Annotated in this window: 15 protein-coding genes, 1 tRNA gene and 3 pseudogenes; 7 read left to right on the forward strand and 12 right to left on the reverse strand. The window is 34.9% G+C overall.

Annotated features, from left to right (window positions below; genetic code table 11):
* The first annotated feature begins 206 nt into the window (after positions 1-206).
* Positions 207-1,335: pseudogene (locus OPR30_RS05475) on the forward strand (IS256 family transposase).
* Positions 1,336-1,404: 69 nt separating this feature from the next.
* On the opposite strand, the pseudogene OPR30_RS06435 reads toward OPR30_RS05475, so the two are convergent.
* The 7 genes and pseudogenes from OPR30_RS06435 to OPR30_RS05515 form a co-directional block, all read right to left on the reverse strand.
* Positions 1,405-2,306, reverse strand: a pseudogene (locus OPR30_RS06435) (IS5 family transposase).
* A 511-nt stretch (positions 2,307-2,817) separates the two neighbouring features.
* The gene (gene petA / locus OPR30_RS05490) at positions 2,818-3,417 is read right to left on the reverse strand and encodes a ubiquinol-cytochrome c reductase iron-sulfur subunit (RefSeq protein ID WP_006014178.1); all 600 of its coding nucleotides are present in this window, start codon (positions 3,415-3,417) and stop codon (positions 2,818-2,820) included.
* Between the two features lie 94 nt (positions 3,418-3,511).
* On the reverse strand, positions 3,512-6,214 hold the full coding sequence (gyrA, locus tag OPR30_RS05495; protein WP_265030590.1) for a DNA topoisomerase (ATP-hydrolyzing) subunit A: 2,703 nt from the start codon (positions 6,212-6,214) through the stop codon (positions 3,512-3,514).
* A gap of 51 nt (positions 6,215-6,265) precedes the next feature.
* Positions 6,266-6,338, reverse strand: a tRNA-Val gene (locus tag OPR30_RS05500).
* Between the two features lie 64 nt (positions 6,339-6,402).
* On the reverse strand, positions 6,403-7,269 hold the full coding sequence (locus OPR30_RS05505) for a tetratricopeptide repeat protein (RefSeq protein ID WP_265030591.1): 867 nt from the start codon (positions 7,267-7,269) through the stop codon (positions 6,403-6,405).
* A 68-nt stretch (positions 7,270-7,337) separates the two neighbouring features.
* On the reverse strand, positions 7,338-7,736 hold the full coding sequence (locus OPR30_RS05510; RefSeq protein WP_064085958.1) for a DUF1284 domain-containing protein: 399 nt from the start codon (positions 7,734-7,736) through the stop codon (positions 7,338-7,340).
* Positions 7,733-8,260 (reverse strand): biotin transporter BioY, encoded by a 528-nt coding sequence (locus OPR30_RS05515; RefSeq protein WP_010403957.1) that lies wholly within the window; start codon positions 8,258-8,260, stop codon positions 7,733-7,735. The genes OPR30_RS05510 and OPR30_RS05515 overlap by 4 nt, the downstream gene beginning before the upstream one ends.
* 85 nt (positions 8,261-8,345) lie before the next feature.
* Here OPR30_RS05515 and OPR30_RS05520 point away from each other — a divergent pair, with 85 nt between their 5' ends.
* Entirely contained in the window at positions 8,346-8,936 is a 591-nt protein-coding gene (locus OPR30_RS05520; protein WP_010403959.1) for a nitroreductase family protein, read from the forward strand.
* 1 nt (position 8,937) lies between these two features.
* On the opposite strand, the gene OPR30_RS05525 is transcribed toward OPR30_RS05520, so the two are convergent.
* Complete coding sequence (locus OPR30_RS05525) at positions 8,938-10,029, reverse strand: glycoside hydrolase family 5 protein (RefSeq protein WP_265030592.1); 1,092 nt, start codon at positions 10,027-10,029, stop codon at positions 8,938-8,940.
* Between the two features lie 105 nt (positions 10,030-10,134).
* Here OPR30_RS05525 and dapF point away from each other — a divergent pair, with 105 nt between their 5' ends.
* Positions 10,135-10,929, forward strand: coding sequence for a diaminopimelate epimerase (dapF, locus tag OPR30_RS05530; protein WP_012481958.1), 795 nt, complete (start codon positions 10,135-10,137; stop codon positions 10,927-10,929).
* Between the two features lie 6 nt (positions 10,930-10,935).
* Here the strand turns inward: dapF and sucD are convergent, their stop codons facing one another.
* The 4 genes and pseudogenes from sucD to OPR30_RS06440 form a co-directional block, all read right to left on the reverse strand.
* Positions 10,936-11,817 carry a succinate--CoA ligase subunit alpha gene (gene sucD / locus OPR30_RS05535; protein ID WP_265030593.1) on the reverse strand — a complete coding sequence of 294 codons (882 nt, stop codon included), beginning with the start codon at positions 11,815-11,817 and terminating at the stop codon, positions 10,936-10,938.
* Between the two features lie 3 nt (positions 11,818-11,820).
* Entirely contained in the window at positions 11,821-12,972 is a 1,152-nt protein-coding gene (gene sucC, locus OPR30_RS05540; protein ID WP_265030594.1) for an ADP-forming succinate--CoA ligase subunit beta, read from the reverse strand.
* Positions 12,973-13,002: 30 nt separating this feature from the next.
* Positions 13,003-13,203 (reverse strand): 30S ribosomal protein S21, encoded by a 201-nt coding sequence (rpsU, locus tag OPR30_RS05545; RefSeq protein WP_007302350.1) that lies wholly within the window; start codon positions 13,201-13,203, stop codon positions 13,003-13,005.
* 249 nt (positions 13,204-13,452) lie between these two features.
* A pseudogene (locus OPR30_RS06440) lies at positions 13,453-14,408 on the reverse strand (IS5 family transposase).
* Positions 14,409-14,434: 26 nt separating this feature from the next.
* Between OPR30_RS06440 and OPR30_RS05560 the strand changes: the two are divergent.
* From OPR30_RS05560 to nuoL, 4 genes are all read left to right on the forward strand, one after another.
* A complete protein-coding gene (locus tag OPR30_RS05560; protein WP_265030595.1) occupies positions 14,435-14,746 on the forward strand; it encodes a hypothetical protein in 312 nt (103 codons plus the stop codon).
* A 64-nt stretch (positions 14,747-14,810) separates the two neighbouring features.
* Positions 14,811-15,398 (forward strand): NADH-quinone oxidoreductase subunit J, encoded by a 588-nt coding sequence (locus OPR30_RS05565; RefSeq protein WP_265030596.1) that lies wholly within the window; start codon positions 14,811-14,813, stop codon positions 15,396-15,398.
* Entirely contained in the window at positions 15,389-15,697 is a 309-nt protein-coding gene (nuoK, locus tag OPR30_RS05570; protein ID WP_265030597.1) for an NADH-quinone oxidoreductase subunit NuoK, read from the forward strand. Before OPR30_RS05565 ends, nuoK begins: the two co-directional genes overlap by 10 nt.
* Positions 15,694-17,541, forward strand: coding sequence for an NADH-quinone oxidoreductase subunit L (nuoL, locus tag OPR30_RS05575; RefSeq protein WP_265030598.1), 1,848 nt, complete (start codon positions 15,694-15,696; stop codon positions 17,539-17,541). The genes nuoK and nuoL overlap by 4 nt, the downstream gene beginning before the upstream one ends.
* The last annotated feature ends 3 nt before the right edge of the window (positions 17,542-17,544 follow it).

Here is a 17,544-nt window from a genome sequence, read left to right on the forward strand (position 1 = left end):
AAGGGATTTTTCTATCAATAGCTTGAAGTTGTTCAGCGTTTGAATTATCAAGATTTCTGCTAGGTTTTACATTCCTAATAATCTCAACAAATGCTTGTACTTTCAGTATAGGAGTGTTTTTTCTTACGTACTTAGGGAAGTGTTAAATAAACTGTGTCAAACCGAGAAGTAAAGTAATAAATTGATAAAAAAATGGAGGTTTGACAATGAGTCAAGCAAACAGAACTACCGTTTTGGTAGACTATAAAGAATTAGAAACAAATATCTTATCATCTATACGAGAAGGAAGACCATTGACAGGAAGAGATGGTGCATTAACACCGTTTGTAAAAAGGCTACTGGAAGCGATTCTGGAAGGTGAAATAAAAAATCACTTGTCGGCTAAAAGCGAAGAAAACAACCGAAGAAATTCAAAGACTTTACGGACAAGTATTTGAACTATTGATACCAAGAGATAGAGAAGGAAGTTTCGAGCCACAAGTAGTCAGAAAAAGGCAAACAAACCGAACTTGAAGCAAAGGTTTTAAGTACATATGCCAGTGGCATGGGATATAGCATCGCATGTAGAAGAAATATAAAATATCTGCAGCAGAGATATCAAGTATTACTGACAAATTGTTACCGGTAATCAACGAATGGCGCAGTCGTCCGCTGCAATCAGTGTATCCAATAGTGTTTATGGTTTTTTAAGGTCAAGGAGGACGGGCATTGTGTAAGCAAATGTATGTATAACATATTAGCAAAATGGCAGAAAAGAAGTTTTGGGTTTTTATTTGGCTGAAAGTGAAGTTCTGGTTGGGAGTACTAAATGACCTAAAAGAGAGAGGAGTAGATGATATTCTGATAGCTTGTGTTAAAAAGCTTTCCTAAAGCTATAAACAGTGTATTTCCTAAAGCAGAAATGTATAGTACATCAGATAAGAAATTCACTGAAATATGCATCGAGCAAAAGTTTTCATGAATGATTTGAAAAAAACATATCAAGTAGAGAAATTGCCGAGAATTATTTACTTGAACTGGAGGAAAAATGGGGAGAAAAATATCCGTTGGTTTTGGGAGAATAATTGGGAAAATCTGTCTAGTTATTTAAAATATTCTGGCCCTGTAAGAAAATTAATTTATACCACAAATCCTATTGAGGGACTACATAGACAGATCAGAAAATTTACTAAAACCAAGGGTTCATTTACTAGCACAAATGCCTTGTATAAACAGGTATATTGTGCTATAAAAAAGGTAAGAGAAAAATGGACTATGCCTATACATGATTGGGCTTTAACTATCTCTCAACTTGATATCTTTTTTCCTAGTAGGTTAAAAATCGAGTTGAACTAAAAATGCGATTTGACACAGTTTATTTAACACTCCCCATCACACTTTATGAGATGGTGATTTATGGTAAATTCATGTAACTATCTCAAATTTAGCCATACCAATATCAGTGAATTTATTAAGCAAATAGCATTTAGTTCTTTTTCTCGATTTATCTCAGATTTATTCCTAAAACTAAATCCGAATATTTGCTTTAATCTTGAGAAAAACCCTTCAATATAAGATCTTTTCCCATAATTTACTTCTTTTTCCATTCTTTCATGCCATCTTCACCGTATAATTTTATTAACCTAATAGCAGCATTCCTGTCAGACATATAATCTATTTCTGGATGTTCTGCCGCATTGTTTATTGGTGGAATTTTTGTCTTTATATCATATTCGTTACACAACTTATAAAACTTGTGCCTATCACATGCTCTATCTGCATATAGTGCTTTTATGGCATGCTGAAAATCAACTTCTTTTAGCAAATCACAAGTGATCAGAGTAGACACCGTTACTGTATTTTACAGCTATGGCTTTTTTGTTGTTTATATTCAACATTACGTGCAATTTTCTCGTTTGCTCATAGCCACTCTGTCAGTGCTATTTTCCTTGCTGTGTGTTGTTGTATATACTAATTCCTGTACTGTCTATAGCAATTTCGATATCTTCTATATTATTTTCTGCAATCATTTATCTTAATATTAAGTTTTTTTTGATGCTTGTGAATAGCTGCAAATCTCTTCCTATTTGTTGCAAATACCCTTTTATAAACCCGACTGTTTGTCTTAAACCAATTCTAAAGAAACTGACGATTATATGCACCAAAATCACAACTTTATCACTATAAATATAGTTGCCGCCCTGCATTTTTGGACTATTTTCATACCAATTTTCGATAGCTTCATCGATGTAACGAAAAATATTCCCCCTTTTTTCAAGGAATTTGTTATATTCGTTTTGGTTACTGACTTTCATTTTCTGTGGCATATTTTTTCTTCAACAGTTAAATGGCTATTTATAATGAATTTTGTCAGTAACTGCCAGTTCTTTTCACTTGAGCGATGCAACAAAGCCATCCCGATTCCACTGAAATCACTCTTTCCCTTAATTCATATTGATATGGTGACTCCATTTATTCCCTCACTTTCAGCTTTTTCTTGCTTTACCATATCTCTTCCCCTCTTGTCTCTATCTTTATGTATTAAGCTATATAACTCAAAATCTTGATAAAATGCAGAAAAGTTTTTTTAATTTCAGCTCCATCCTCGAAGAGTTAGAAAATAACTTTAAGCAAGTTAGTCAGAATTTTTCTGACGCAAAGGAACAAGTTTTAAATTTAGCTGTCAACTCTGAAGATTTGGCAGGCAAGTTTCTTAATTATCACCCGAATATGTGCATAGTATAAAATTAGCTTGATAGACTTCAAGAGCTTTGCCTATGAAGTCAGTGTGCTTCTTGAAATGCAATATACTTTTATTACTTTAATTATGAAAATCCGTTAAGCCTTCTTGCCAATTACTACAATATTTTCACTTGGAAAAAAGTAGTCAGGTATAGCCATATTTTTTGGTGCAGGACCGCCAATTACTCGGCCTGATGTGTCATAATATGAACCGTGACAAGGGCAGAACCAACCGTTGCCGTCTTTTGTAGCGTGATCAACTGGTACACATCCAAGATGGGTGCATATTCCAATCATAATTAACCATTCATCTTTTCCTTTGTATACTCTTTTTTCATCTGATTCAGGATCTCTCAAATTTTCTGCATTTATGGCTCTTGCAGCCTCAATCTCTTGTTTTGTGCGCTTGCGGATAAATACTGGCTTACCTTGCCATTTTACCTTTTTTCCTTGTCCTTCTTGAATATCAGATAGATTAACCTCAACCGTAGACATCGCTAAAACCTCAGCAGAAGGATTCATAGACTTAACCAATGGCCAAAGACCGCTTGCAGCTCCTATACCTGCCATGGCACACGTAGTTAATGTGATAAAATCTCTTCTACTCTTATTTTTGGCAAAATCTTTAACAAGAGATGTTTTTTTATTCTTCTCATTCGTCAATGATTTTTTATTTTTAGTTAACTTCTTATCCATCAATCTCTACTTGAACATAGACATATATTTTAATTTAAATATTATAGATTAATCAATAGAAATTTGCACTATTTGCTTAACCTTTGCTATACAGTTAAGAATAAACAGAGTTTTCAATTTCGGAAATACTATCTTCAGTGGAATCGGGATCCTCAATTTTCGCTACTGACACCACCTTTTCTCTACTCTCTGTTTTAAACAGAGTGACTCCTTGAGTGCTACGTCCTGCAATTCTGATATCATTTACTGAAATACGAATTAACTTTCCTTTATCTGTAATAAGCATGATATTATCACCCTGTTCAACTGGAAAGCTAGCAACAACATTACCGTTTCTGTCGGTAGTAAGGATATTTGTAATACCAACACCACCTCTATTTGTTACCCTATACTCGTACGCAGAAGTTCTTTTACCAAAGCCATTTTCAGTAATAGTTAATATGAACTCCTCATTCATTGCAAGTGTTAAGAACAGTTTGTTATCTATTCCTAAATCATTCAAAGTCTTTTCCAATTTAGAATCAATGGAGTTATTAATTGCAGTCCCCAGTCTTTTTGCAAGTGGAACTTTTAAGTAAAGTTCTTTTGTTTCTGTTGCTACACCTATCCCATTTAATATGGTCATAGATATCACGCTGTCATTCTTTGCAAGTTTGATACCTCTTACGCCATCTGAATTGCGACTTTTAAATTGACGCACATCACTTACAACAAATCTGATACTTTTGCCGAATCTTGTTGAAAGAAAAACATGATCAATTTCATTGCATACTTTAACTGATATTAACTTATCTCCTTCATCGAGCTTGATTGCTATTTTTCCATTGCTTGGAATATAGTGAAAATCCGCTAAAGAGTTGCGCCTTATGTTCCCATGAGCAGTAGCAAAAACTATGTTTTGATTTTCGTCATTTTCACTTGGTAATGGCATTATATTAGTTATAGTTTCACCATCGCTAAGCGGAAATATATTAACAAGTGCTCTTCCACGTGCAGTTGGCTCTGCAAGAGGTAACTTATAAACTTTTAATCTATAAACTCGGCCAATATTAGAAAAGAATAAAAGGCTAGTGTGGGTATTCCCAACAAATAATTTTGTGGTTACATCCTCTTCTTTTAATCCTTGTCCTAGCTTTCCTTTTCCACCACGACGCTGAGTTCTATAATGAGAAAGCTTCACACGCTTGATATAACCATTCATAGTTACGGTTATCACCATATCCTCTTGTGGAATTAGATCTTCAGCTTCAATGTCCGTATCTGATTCCTCTATTGAAGTTTTTCGCGGCACAGCAAATCTGTTCTTTATTTCTTGTAGATTGTTTTTTATTTCTTTCATCAACTTCTCTCCTGAGCCAAGAAAAGCGATATATTCTTTTATCAGGTTGATCATTGAACTTAGCTCAGCTTCTAATTTGTCTTTTTCAAGGCCTGTTAAACGTTGCAATTTCATGTCAAGAATAGCTTTCGTTTGCAGCTCAGTTAATCTATACACTCCGTCTTTCAAAAAGCTTGTGCTGTCTGAGATTAATCCAATAATTGTGTTTATCTCAGCTGAAGTTTTCCATTCTTTATTTAAAAGTTCTCTACTTGCTTCCGCAGGATCTTTTGCACCACGGATGATTTTTATCACTTCATCTATGCTCAAGACCGCAATGTAGAGCCCTATATATATATGAGCTTTTTCCCTCGTTTTTCTTAGACGAAACTCTGTTCTCCTGATTAATACTTCTTTTCTAAAATCAATAAAAGCAGCTATAATTTCTTTCAACGACATCAAAGCAGGCCTGTTGTTGTTGAGGACTAAAGTGTTAACACTAAAACTACTTCTTAGTGGAGTTAGTCCCAATATTTGATTAAGTATAAAACTTGCTTCAGCATTTCTTCTGAGGTCAATTACTACCCTAATACCAGACTTATCAGATTCATCCCTAATTTCTGTTATGCCATCAATTCTTTTTTCTTTTACAAGCTCACCTATCTTCTCAATTAATTTTACTTTATTTACCTGGTAAGGTATTTCATCAATCACTATTGCTTGCCTATCTTGTGACAGGTCTTCCATGTGAGTCTTGCCTTGCACAACAATTGATCCACGACCCGTTGCAAATGCTGATCTTATTCCAGACCTTCCAAGAATCGTTCCCCCAGTTGGGAAATCCGGTCCTGGCATCACTTCAAGTAACTCATCCAAAGTAACTTCAGGATTATCTATATATAACATACAAGCATCTATTATTTCTCCAAGGTTGTGAGAAGGAATATTGGTTGCCATACCAACTGCAACACCGCTTGCACCATTTACCAATAGATTCGGAAATTCTGCAGGCAGTACAACAGGCTCTGTTTCATTTCCATCATAGTTTGGCCTAAAATCAACTGTATCTTCGTCAATATCATTTAGTAAAAAATGCGACACTCTGTGGAGTCTTGCTTCTGTATATCGCATTGAAGCTGGCGGATCTCCATCTATCGAACCAAAGTTACCTTGCCCATCAATAAGTGGTAAAAGAAGAGAAAAATCTTGAGCCATCCTGACCAAGGAGTCATAGATAGCCATGTCACCATGTGGGTGATATTTTCCCATTACATCCCCGACTATACGAGCTGCTTTTTTATACGGTTTACCGGCATCGAACCCAGCCCTCGACATTGCGTATAATATGCGCCTATGAACAGGTTTAAATCCATCTCGCACATCAGGTATAGCTCGACTTATGATCACACTCATTGCGTAGGAGAGATAAGAATCCTCTAGCTCTTTCACTATTGAAACTGGTACTATGTTGTCTTGCATTTTCTATACTTTGATTGAAATAATTGTAATATTAATATTCAACTAGGCTAATGGGCAATGACAGACTTGAACTGCCGACCTCCTCGGTGTAAACGAGATGCTCTACCAGCTGAGCTAATTGCCCCTCTAGATATAATTCTATAGTTCAATGTTGTTGTTGTAAACAAAAATAGCGATACAAGCAACTCTTATGGAATCGCTGGGTGCGCACTATGGAGTTGTATAAATTTTAGCCTTGCTACTACCTTGTATAAAGGTATTCTTTCACTTGCATTTTTTGACATGTTCAACAACTTTGAATAACATGCTGTGGCATTTTTAAAATCTGAGAGCTTATCTAGAATAACAGCTAAATTATAGGTATAAAAAATATTGTTTTGATCTAAAGAAATTGCTGCTTTCATATATTCTTTAGCTTTTACGTAATCCCCTTTTTTCATATAGATCAAACCTAAATTTGCTGATAAAGGGGCGCTATTTCTGAGTGTATCATACAATTTCAACATTTCACTCAATGCTAAATTAGGATCATATTGTGAGATTATCGTCAGAAAATTCTTTAATACATAAGGGTTGCTAGGATATTCTTTTAACAGTCTTGTGTAAATCTCTACAGCTTTTTTAAATTCTTTGTTAGCGTAATAGATATTCCCTAGTCCAATTAAAGCACTTTCATGATAAGGAAATTTTGCGATAATCTGATTGAGGAGAGAAGTAGCTGTTTCACTATCTCCTAACTCAAAGGAATCTTTTGCTTTTTTTAAAATAGAGTATATGTCAAAATTCTTGCCAGAATTCTGCGAAATTTTGATATTAAATTTGTCACTTTTTCTCTCGATAACATCAAGATCTTTATATTTTTTATCAGCTTTTATATGCTTGACAACACTATCAAAGACCTTCTGTATCTCCAAATTTTCACTAGCATAGGTAACAGAAGACCTCCATAAAATCACAACGCAAATTAACATGCAGACAAACATAGATCCTAGTGTTGTGGCATTGGCTGCAGCGCGTAACCAGTAAATCTTATTTATTTGAACTATACGCAACACATTACAAATTCATAAATGCTAAATTACTTATCTAATATAATAATAAAGATATTATTAATTGGCAGATACTATTTAGAATGAGTTAAAAGAGCACTTCTACAGATTCCATATGGTTGCCAATTACACTCCTCACATGCGTAGTCAAATTTCTCTAAAGACATTTTCTTTCTAATTCTTTTTACTGCTTTACTCCAGGTCAAAATCTCGCCAATTTTTATTCCTAAAATTTCCATATGCCTTCTATCTAGCTCTAAAACTTTAGCTTGTGTGGTACATTTACCTTGTTTAGTCTGGTTTGGGCAAACACTACAAATAGTGTCAAGATTATCAACTACTTCGATTTTAGTATTAGGATCACTAATTACTTTACTTGCTATCTTTTTGTAATTTTCTACAAAGCTCTGAGAATATCCATACCCTTGAAATGCAAGAGTGCACATAAAATGATGAGGACGAAACCTTATCACTTTTTCAAATACTGCAAAGCTGCTACAAGTAGAAAAATTTTTACCAAACCAGGAAGGATGAATGGTAAAACACCTACCATTATTGCTTGTTTCAGACCCACGTAAATAGTAAGCCAACTAATACCACAAATAAAGATTACGACTGTACCCGCCAGACAACTTAAAGAATTACACATAAATGATTTATATTTAGAGTTCAGTAATTCATTTACTCTGCTCATTACTACAACAGCAACTAAACAGCCAATCAAATATCCACCTGTTGGCCCGAGAAAAATGTGATAACCACCAGAAAAATTCGCAAAAACAGGCAATCCTGCTGCACCAAGTGATAGATATGTAAGCACAGAATAGAATGCTGTTCTGCGGTTAAATTTAAGCCCAATAAGCATTACTCCTAAAGTTTGCAATGTGATAGGCACAGGCTGCAATGGTATGCTTATTTGAGCCATCAAGAATAAAAGTAAAACGCAAGACAATATTTCAGCCAGTGTTGATCTGCTGCTAGATTGTGTTATAAACATACTTTCCCAATAAAAATAACTTATTAAATGTCATATATGTGTATGAGAGGTTTTGCAATTTAAATTTTGCTCATATTGTGCTACAATGAATTATTTATGCACTATTAAATTAAAAATGATGAGTAAACAAGATCTATTATCGTTGATGAAAGCAAGACACAGCGGACGTTCATACGATCCTACAAGAGCAATATCTCAGGAAGACATGGATATTTTAATGGAAGCTGTAAGGCTGACTCCCTCATGTTTTGGTGATGAACCCTGGAGATACGTAATATGCAACAAACAGAACAATCAAAGCGCATGGGAAAAGCTGCTAAATTGCCTTGATGAATCTAATCAAAAGTGGGCAAAAGATGCACAAATACTAATTATATCTCTAAGCGCTAAGAATTTCCGTAAATCTGACAAAGGTGAAAATTTTTGGGCTAATCACGATACTGGTGCAGCAAATTATGCACTTATGCTACAGGCTGCAGCTATGAACTTAATGGCTCATCAAATGGGTGGATTTGATAGAGATAAAATAGTAGAAAAATTCAACATATCCGATGATTTTAATGTAATGTCAGTGATAGCGGTTGGTTACGAAGAAGATGGCGCTGAAACAAGTAAGAAGAAAAGAAGACCAATAGAAGAAATATTTTTTTATGATGAGTGGCCAAAAACTAGTTAACTTACTTTGACCACCCCTCTCTCAATACCTTAAAAATAGGATTATCTGGTAAGTAATTTTTTTTCATTGTACCTTTTTCAATTGCTTGCCAGTCTTTCCATGAAAGCTTCTCGTTTCCAAGTTCATAGTCCATACCGTCCCACACGTCTTCACGAAAACCATAAACAGCAAAGTGCCAATTATATTCATTAAAAATAGAAGTAAGATCTCGAAAATAGTTCTCTAATCCTTTTGAACAGCGATGCCCGCCAAACTCTCCAACAAAGATCTTATAATTTGGTATATTATATCTCTCTTGGAAAACTTTGACTGGTTCTATATATGATCTGAGTGTATTTCTATTCCAGTACTCTGTTTTATTTGTGTCAGCAGAACAAATATATCCTGGATAGAAAAATTTCCCCTGGTTTAGTTTTAAATTTGTATAAACAAAAGGCTCGTATATGTGAAATGAATAAAGAACATTGTGATCATTAAGTGGTTTTAATTTATCGAAAGCCTGAGGATCGCCATAACTACTGCTGTCCAGTATGATAGGGATTTTTAGGTCAATTCGGCGGACACTGTTTACCACGCTGCTATAAAAGCCAAATAGATTTTTCTGAACTTTGCTTTGTTCTACGTTATAAATAGCCGAATCTGCAGTATTATAAAGCCTTTCTGGATGTGGTTCATTTAAGATATTATATCCAACAATAGCAGGATGATCTTTAAGCTCTTTCGCAAGATCTTGCCAAAATTTTGCTGCTTGTTTTTGAAAAGCTTGATCTGACCATAAACGTAAATCATCTTTATCGTTATTATTTTGCTTCCATCTAGATCCAGGTAAGCTAAGCATCGTTAATACTACTGGTATTTTTTGTTGATGAAAAGCATCTAAAACATCTTTCAGAACTTTCAGATCTTTGGAAATCAGGCCCGGATAATTGTCTACATTGCCTAAGAGGAAGTCACGTTGCGTAGTTTCAAATTTGTCAGGAGCAAGACGAATAAAACCAATTTTGTATTCCTTTGCTGCTTTGATTAAGTCACTATCAACTTTTCTATTGAAAACATTTGCTCCCTTTCTAACTCCAGTTTGCCAAAAGAGCATTTTGCTGTTCTCCGGTATTGACTTAGCACTTACATTACAGAAAACTATAGAATACAAAACAGCTGTAATTAGAAGAAAAATTTTCACTTATGTAATTTTGCTATAATGGTAAGTAACCTAACAGACAAGATCCCGTTTGTAAAGATGCACGGTACTGGCAATAGTTTTGTTATCATAGATTCACGTTCAGCAAATAATTTAGACTGGAATTATAGACAAATTGCTGATCAAGGCAGTTGTGATCAAGTGATAATTATAACAATGTCTAATGCTGCAAACTGCTTTATGCATATCTACAATGCTGACGGTAGTCGAGCTGAAATGTGTGGAAACGCAGCACGCTGTGTTGGATATTTGATAATGTTAGAAAAAGGTACTGAATATATCACTATTGAGCTGATAAATAATCGTATCTTAGAATGTTTTAAAGTAGGTGATAAATCAATAAAGGTCAATATGGGTAAACCACTGCTTAAATGGAATGAAATTCCTCTTTCTTGTGAATGCGATCCCCTTTATCTACCTATAGAGCTTGAAATGCTGAAAGAGCCAGTTGCAGTAAATATTGGTAACCCTCATATAGTTTTTTTTGTTGATAACATAAGCGAAATACCATTGCAGAATTTAGGACCAAAGCTAGAAAATCACGAATTATTTCCTCAGAAAACAAATGTTAGTATTGCACAAATAGAAAAATCTGGAGAAATAAACTTAAGAGTTTGGGAAAGAGGAACAGGTATTACTGCTTCATGTGGTAGTGCGGCTTGTGCAGCATTTGTTGCATCTATACTTCGTAAGTGTTTGGCTACTAAACAAACTTCAGTACATTTACCAGGAGGTCATTTACTGATTGAGTGGTCAAAAAATATACTGATGACTGGGGATATAGGGTTTTTATGACCTAGGCTAGGCACTGACACTCATTACTTCTAACACCTTTCTACCAATCACAGCAGGGGTTTCTGCAATCGCAATCCCAGCACTGCGCATAACCTCTAACTTTGCACCAGCACTTCCACCGCTGGAAGAGATGATTGCTCCAGCGTGTCCCATACGTCTTCCTGGAGGTGCCGTTTGGCCTGCTACAAAACCAACGATTGGCTTTTTAGTTTTTTCTGTTTTCACAAAATGTGATACATCTTCTTCTTCGTTTCCACCTATTTCACCAATAACTACAATACCATGAGTATCGTCATCTTTTAAAAAGAGCTCCATACAGTCAACAAATGTCATACCATGAACTGGATCCCCCCCAATTCCGATACATGTGGATTGACCAAGACCAACAGCGGTTGTTTGTGCTACTGCCTCGTAAGTTAAAGTTCCGGAGCGAGACATAATTCCTATGTGTCCACGCTTATGGATATGGCCAGGCATAATTCCTATTTTGCATTCTTCAGGTGTAATAATTCCCGGGCAGTTGGGACCAATCAATCGACTTTTTGAGCCGATAAGCGCACGCTTAACTTTCACCATATCAAGTATAGGAATGCCCTCTGTAATACAAATTATCAATTCTATTTTTGCATCTATTGCTTCAAGTATCGCAGCAGTAGCAAATTTAGCAGGTACATATATAACTGTAGCATTTGCACCGGTTTTTTCTTTGGCTTCTGCTACAGTATTAAAAACCGGTAAATTAAGGTGAGTGCTACCACCCTTTCCAGGAGTTACACCTCCCACCATTTTCGTTCCGTAATCAATTGCTTGCTCTGAATGAAATGTGCCTTGTGCACCAGTAAAACCCTGGCATATTAATCTTGTATCTTTGTTTACTAGAACGGACATGCTTTATTTTACCTCTTTTACTATCTTTTGCGCAGCATCACCCAGTTCATCTGCAGCAATAATATTTAATCCTGACTCTTCTAAGATTTTTTTTCCTTCTTCAAAATTAGTACCTGATAATCTAACCACTAGAGGAACTTTAATGCTCATTTCTTTTGCAGCCGCAACAATTCCACTTGCGATAATATCGCAACGCATTATACCACCAAATATGTTAACCAGAATTCCTTTTACGTTGCTATCAGACAATATGATTTTAAATGCTTCAGTTACAGTTTCTTTACTCGCTCCACCACCAACATCCAAAAAGTTAGCAGGCTCTGCTCCGTAGTATTTTATTATATCCATTGTTGCCATAGCAAGACCTGCACCGTTTACCATGCAACCAATACTGCCATCCATTTTGATGTAACTGAGCCCATACTTTGAAGCCTCTATCTCTTCTTTCACTTCTTCATCATAATCACGAAGTTCCATAATTTCTGGGTGACGATATAAAGCATTGTCATCGAAATTAATTTTCGCATCGAGCGCAATAAAATCTCCAGAATTTGTTTCAACCAGTGGATTAATTTCAATTTGGCTCGCGTCAGTTGCAATAAACGCATCATATATTTTTTTTGCAATGTTCGATATCTTTTCTATTTGTTCTGGACTCAAATGAAAACTGCTGCTTAACTTGCTGCTATCAAAACTTGTAGCAGAATCAATATCAAATTTCACAATTTTTGCAGGAGAATTTTTTGCCACTTCTTCGATGTCCATTCCACCTTCTGAGGAAAATATGAATATTGGCCTACTGAGCTTCGGGTCGATTACAAGGCTTAAATAATACTCTTTCTTAATGCTTGAGCCTTCTTCAACGTACACTTTTCTTACTTGCTGCCCGCTTGGCCCTGTTTGATGAGTAACTAAAGTCATAGCAATCATGTTCTTTACAAACTGTTGAGCTTCTTCAACTGACTTTGCTAGCTTTACGCCACCAGCCTTACCCCTACCACCTGCATGAATCTGAGCTTTAACCACAAACACGTCAGATTTTAGTTGATTTATTTGAGTTTCTACTCCTTCTGCAGATGTAGCAACAAAACCCTTTGGTACCGGGACATTAAACTTGTGTAAAATTTCCTTTGCTTGATATTCATGAATATTCATAAGATAACTAATTATTAACCTTAGTAAAAACTACCAACCATAACGCTGTCTTCTGCATTCTTGCTGATACCTCTTTTTCCTTGCTTCAGCTTTTTTTTTAGCTGTTTTCTCTGATTTCTTTTCGTGATATTTTTTTTTCATTTTGAGCCCTCTTCCTTCCTTTTGAATTATTTTTCTCAACACTGGAAGAGCTCTATCTACATCACCATAATGGACTGATACTTCAATCAAACTCTATACCTCCTTCGGTAATCACTTCAAAATCCATTTATAAATTAGAAAATTAACATTGTCAATTATTTTATAAACTTGAGCGATAGAATATGATATGCAGTGATTTATATGAAAAAAGCTTCATTCTGCTGTCAATCATTTACTTGCTGATAAAAATTGCTCTTAGGTTACAGTGCTCTTGTAATTTTTCTAATCTCGGGGGGCTTTGTTGCATAGCTCCTGATAAGGCAGGTAGGTACAGTAAATTCATGCAGCTAATTCGAACTTAGCCATACCTATATCAGTAAATTTATTAAGCAAATAGCACTTAATTAGTAGTTCTTTTTCACGATTTATTTCAGATTTATTCTTGAGACTAAACCCAAACGTTTTTTTCAACCTATAGAAAAAACATTCAACAAAGGATCTTAGTCCATATTTTGTTTCTTGTGTCCATTTCTTTATACCGTTCTCATAGTTTTCACATAATTTAATCACATTAATGTTGCTATTTCTTTCTAATTGATAATCAATTTTCTCATAGATTTTCGCACCTTTTATTGGTCGAATGATTGGTTTTATATTATGTCCTTTACACACTTTATACATACTAGCTTTATCATAAGCTGCATCTGCGCGAACAGATGAAATATTATATTTATCTACTGTTCCCTTTAACATATCGCATGATAATCAAGTGTAGTACCATTAGTGTACTTCATATCTATAACTTTTTTATTATTTATACTTAAAATAATATGTAACTTTCTTACTTGATCATATCCATTATATTTTCTTACTTTTGCATTTTCTTTATTACGTTGATGGGTGTTGTTATAGATACAAATACTGGTGCTATCTATAGCTATTTCAATGTTTTCCATACCATTTTTATCAATTCTACAATCATCAATTTTCAAGTTAAGCTTTTTGAATCTTCTAGAAGCTTGAGTATAGCTAATGACTTTGAGGTCTTTTCCCATTTGCTCTATACAACCTTTTACGAAACCAACTGCTTGTCTTAAGCCAATCCTAAAAAAATGGACTACTATATGTATCAAAATTACAACTTTATCACTATAAATGTTATTGCCACCTGCAACTTTTGGACTATTTTCATACCAATTTTCTATGGCTTGATTAACAAAATGAAAAACATTTCCTCTTTTTTGAAGAAATTTGTTATATTCGTAGCAGTTACTGACCTTCATTTTGACTGGCATATTGGTGGTTAAATACCTGTTTTATAATGATTTCTGTCAGTAACTTCCAGTTTTTTTTACTTGAGCCATGCAACAAAGCCGGTATGTATAGCGCTTTAGGTGTTGCTGTTGTCGGTTTTATAGCAATTGGAGTGATGTTATGTGCTACAGGTAATCCAGTTCTTGGAGGAGTCTTTATAGCAGTCCCTGTAATTAGTGCATTAATACTTGGTATTGCAAAAATTTATGAAGAAGTCAGTAAAAAGAAGGAAAAAAAGCCAGAAATAGATACATTGACCGCCTTGAGAGAAGTGCTTACCCCTCAATGGTTAAGTAAGGGTAGAGTTTCAAATATTTAATATGATATTGACTTTATTGTAATAGTGCTTTAATTAGGTAAGTAGCGTTGAAAGTAGTACGTTAATGCCTTTTTTCTTTTATTTTTTTGCGATTCTTAGCATTTTATCTGCTGTTTGTGTGATTAGTGTAAAAAATCCTGTGCATGCAGTATTATTTTTAATTTTTACCTTCGTTAATTCTGCAGTTCTTTTTATTCTCCTTGGAGCTGAATTTATTGCTATGATGGTATTGATAGTATACATCGGTGCAGTTGCAGTGTTGTTCCTCTTTGTAGTTATGATGCTCGATATTGACTACATAAGATTGCACCAGGGTTTTGCAAAGCATTTCACTCTTGGTGCTATATTATGTGTTGTGTTTTTTCTAATCATCAGCTTTGTAATTCGCAGCTCAGCACCGAATATAAGCAATGTTATAAACTATAATACCAATAACGTGAAAGCTATCGGTAATTTGCTCTACACCGACTACATGTACGCTTTTCATCTTTCTGGCATTTTGCTACTTGTTGCAATTGTTGGTGCAATTGCTCTTACTTTGCAGAACAAGAAAAAAGGAGTTAGAAAACAGAACGTGTTAAAGCAATTGACGCAATCTTCATCTGTAAGATTGATTAAGGCTAAATTTGGAAAAGGAGTAGAATGGAAATAGGATTAAATCATTTTTTGATAGTTGCTGCTGTTTTGTTCACTATTGGAGTGTGCGGTATTTTCATCAACCGTAAGAGCATAATCAATATATTGTTATCAATAGAAATATTACTCTTGGCAATTAATATCAACTTAGTTGCTTTTTCTGCCTTTATGAATGATATAGTTGGGCAAATTTTTGTGATGTTTGTGTTGACTGTTGCGGCAGCAGAATCAGGAGTTGGGCTTGCAATATTGGTTATATATTATAGGAGCCGTGGCAATATAGATGTTGAACAAGCAAACTTAATGAAAGAATGATGAATATACTGAAATTAATAGTATTTTTGCCACTTTTTGGTTCGCTATTTGCAGCACTTTTTAGAAAAAGTCAGTTAGTTACAACGGCAGGGATTGGAATATCTGCAGTTTTATCTTGGTATGTTTTTCTCACCTTCTCTGAAAATTATTACTTGAGTTTATTTCCTTTGTTTTCATTGAGCATCTTAAAAGTAAATTGGGCAATTAGTGTGGATGCTCTCTCATCCTTAATGCTTATTGTTATTACCACCGTTTCACTAGTAGTCCACCTCTATTCTATCGGTTATATGGAGCATGATAAAGGGAAGTCGAGGTTTTTTTCTTACCTATCGCTGTTTACGTTTTGCATGATTGTGCTGGTTGTAAGCGATAATTTCGTGCAGCTTTTTTTTGGCTGGGAAGGGGTTGGCCTATGTTCTTATTTACTCATAGGATTTTGGTTCCAAAAATATTCTGCAAATAATGCAGCAATTAAAGCATTTGTTGTGAATAGGGTAGGAGATTTTGCCCTATTGATTGGGATCTTTCTCATTTATTATACATTTCACTCTTTGAATTTTACTGAAGTTTTTGACACAACTGATCTTCTTGGCACGCAGAACATTAGGGCATTCTGCTGTGAATTTAAAATAATTCATATAATATGCATATTACTTTTTATTGGCTGTATGGGTAAATCTGCACAGCTTGGTTTACATGTTTGGTTGCCAGATGCAATGGAAGGGCCAACCCCTGTTTCTGCACTCATTCACGCAGCAACGATGGTAACAGCAGGTATATTTTTAGTAGCAAAATGTTCTCCATTATTTGAGCTATCAAATGTGGCACGAGAATTAATAGTTATTGTTGGGGCACTTACTGCTTTCTTTGCAGCTACGGTTGCGATTACTCAGAACGATATAAAAAAAATAATTGCTTATTCAACCTGCAGTCAACTTGGTTATATGTTCATGGCATGTGGGCTTTCTGCTTACAATGTTGCTATTTTTCATTTAATGACACACGCTTTTTTTAAAGCTCTACTATTTCTCGGTGCTGGCAATGTAATTCATGCAATGCATCATGAGCAAAACATTCAGAAAATGGGAAATTGCTGGAAGAAAATCCCTTGCACTTACGCTCTCATGTGGATTGGATCTCTTGCGCTTTCTGGAATATTTCCATTTGCAGGTTTTTACTCAAAGGATTTGATAATTGAACATGCTTATAGCACGGATAGCTTTGCTTTTGTAATAAGCTTAGTTGTTGCATTCTTCACAGCGTTTTACTCTTGGAGGTTATTGCTTCTTGTGTTCCATAGCCAAAAACAAAGTAAAATTAATATACATGAGGCACCAAAGATTATGCTTATACCATTACTGATACTTGCTTTTGGATCGGTATTTTCTGGAGTGTGGGGAGCAAATATTTTGAACATAACTAGTAATGCGTTTTGGAAATCAAGTTTAATGGTGATTGATGAGCATGGAACTCATAATTTCTTTATAAAACTGCTGCCAACCTTAGCGAGCCTAAGTGGAATAGCTCTTGCGTACCTAATTTACCAATATCAAGTAATTAGGCAAATTAAGAGTAAATTTTTACTTAAGTTTTTGCAGAATAAATGGTACTTTGATGAGGTGTATGAGTTTGTTATAATTGCACCGATAAGGTTTATATCTAGGCTTCTATGGAAGTTTGATGTTAAGGCTATTGATTCATTTGGACCAAATGGTGTTGTAAGGTTGGTTAATGAATGTTCAAAAAGTTCTGTAAAGTTGCAAACTGGTTATATATTTGATTATGCATTTATTATGTTTGTTACTCTAATAATCGGTGCTTTATATATTATTGGAATTAAATAGAAG

It is taken from the genome of Wolbachia endosymbiont (group B) of Athalia cordata (genome assembly GCF_947251845.1).
GTDB lineage: Bacteria > Pseudomonadota > Alphaproteobacteria > Rickettsiales > Anaplasmataceae > Wolbachia.

What these genes read in the sequence shown, in the direction of transcription:
- sucD (WP_265030593.1), bottom strand. Translation starts at nt 11,817, where the DNA reads ATGTCCGTTCTAGTAAACAAAGATACAAGATTAATATGCCAGGGTTTT.
- OPR30_RS05565 (WP_265030596.1), top strand. Translation starts at nt 14,811, where the DNA reads ATGCCTTTTTTCTTTTATTTTTTTGCGATTCTTAGCATTTTATCTGCT.
- dapF (WP_012481958.1), top strand. Translation starts at nt 10,135, where the DNA reads ATGGTAAGTAACCTAACAGACAAGATCCCGTTTGTAAAGATGCACGGT.
- gyrA (WP_265030590.1), bottom strand. Translation starts at nt 6,214, where the DNA reads ATGCAAGACAACATAGTACCAGTTTCAATAGTGAAAGAGCTAGAGGAT.
- OPR30_RS05515 (WP_010403957.1), bottom strand. Translation starts at nt 8,260, where the DNA reads ATGTTTATAACACAATCTAGCAGCAGATCAACACTGGCTGAAATATTG.
- OPR30_RS05520 (WP_010403959.1), top strand. Translation starts at nt 8,346, where the DNA reads ATGAATTATTTATGCACTATTAAATTAAAAATGATGAGTAAACAAGAT.
- nuoL (WP_265030598.1), top strand. Translation starts at nt 15,694, where the DNA reads ATGATGAATATACTGAAATTAATAGTATTTTTGCCACTTTTTGGTTCG.
- OPR30_RS05560 (WP_265030595.1), top strand. Translation starts at nt 14,435, where the DNA reads ATGATTTCTGTCAGTAACTTCCAGTTTTTTTTACTTGAGCCATGCAAC.
- nuoK (WP_265030597.1), top strand. Translation starts at nt 15,389, where the DNA reads ATGGAAATAGGATTAAATCATTTTTTGATAGTTGCTGCTGTTTTGTTC.
- OPR30_RS05525 (WP_265030592.1), bottom strand. Translation starts at nt 10,029, where the DNA reads ATGCTCTTTTGGCAAACTGGAGTTAGAAAGGGAGCAAATGTTTTCAAT.
- sucC (WP_265030594.1), bottom strand. Translation starts at nt 12,972, where the DNA reads ATGAATATTCATGAATATCAAGCAAAGGAAATTTTACACAAGTTTAAT.
- petA (WP_006014178.1), bottom strand. Translation starts at nt 3,417, where the DNA reads ATGGATAAGAAGTTAACTAAAAATAAAAAATCATTGACGAATGAGAAG.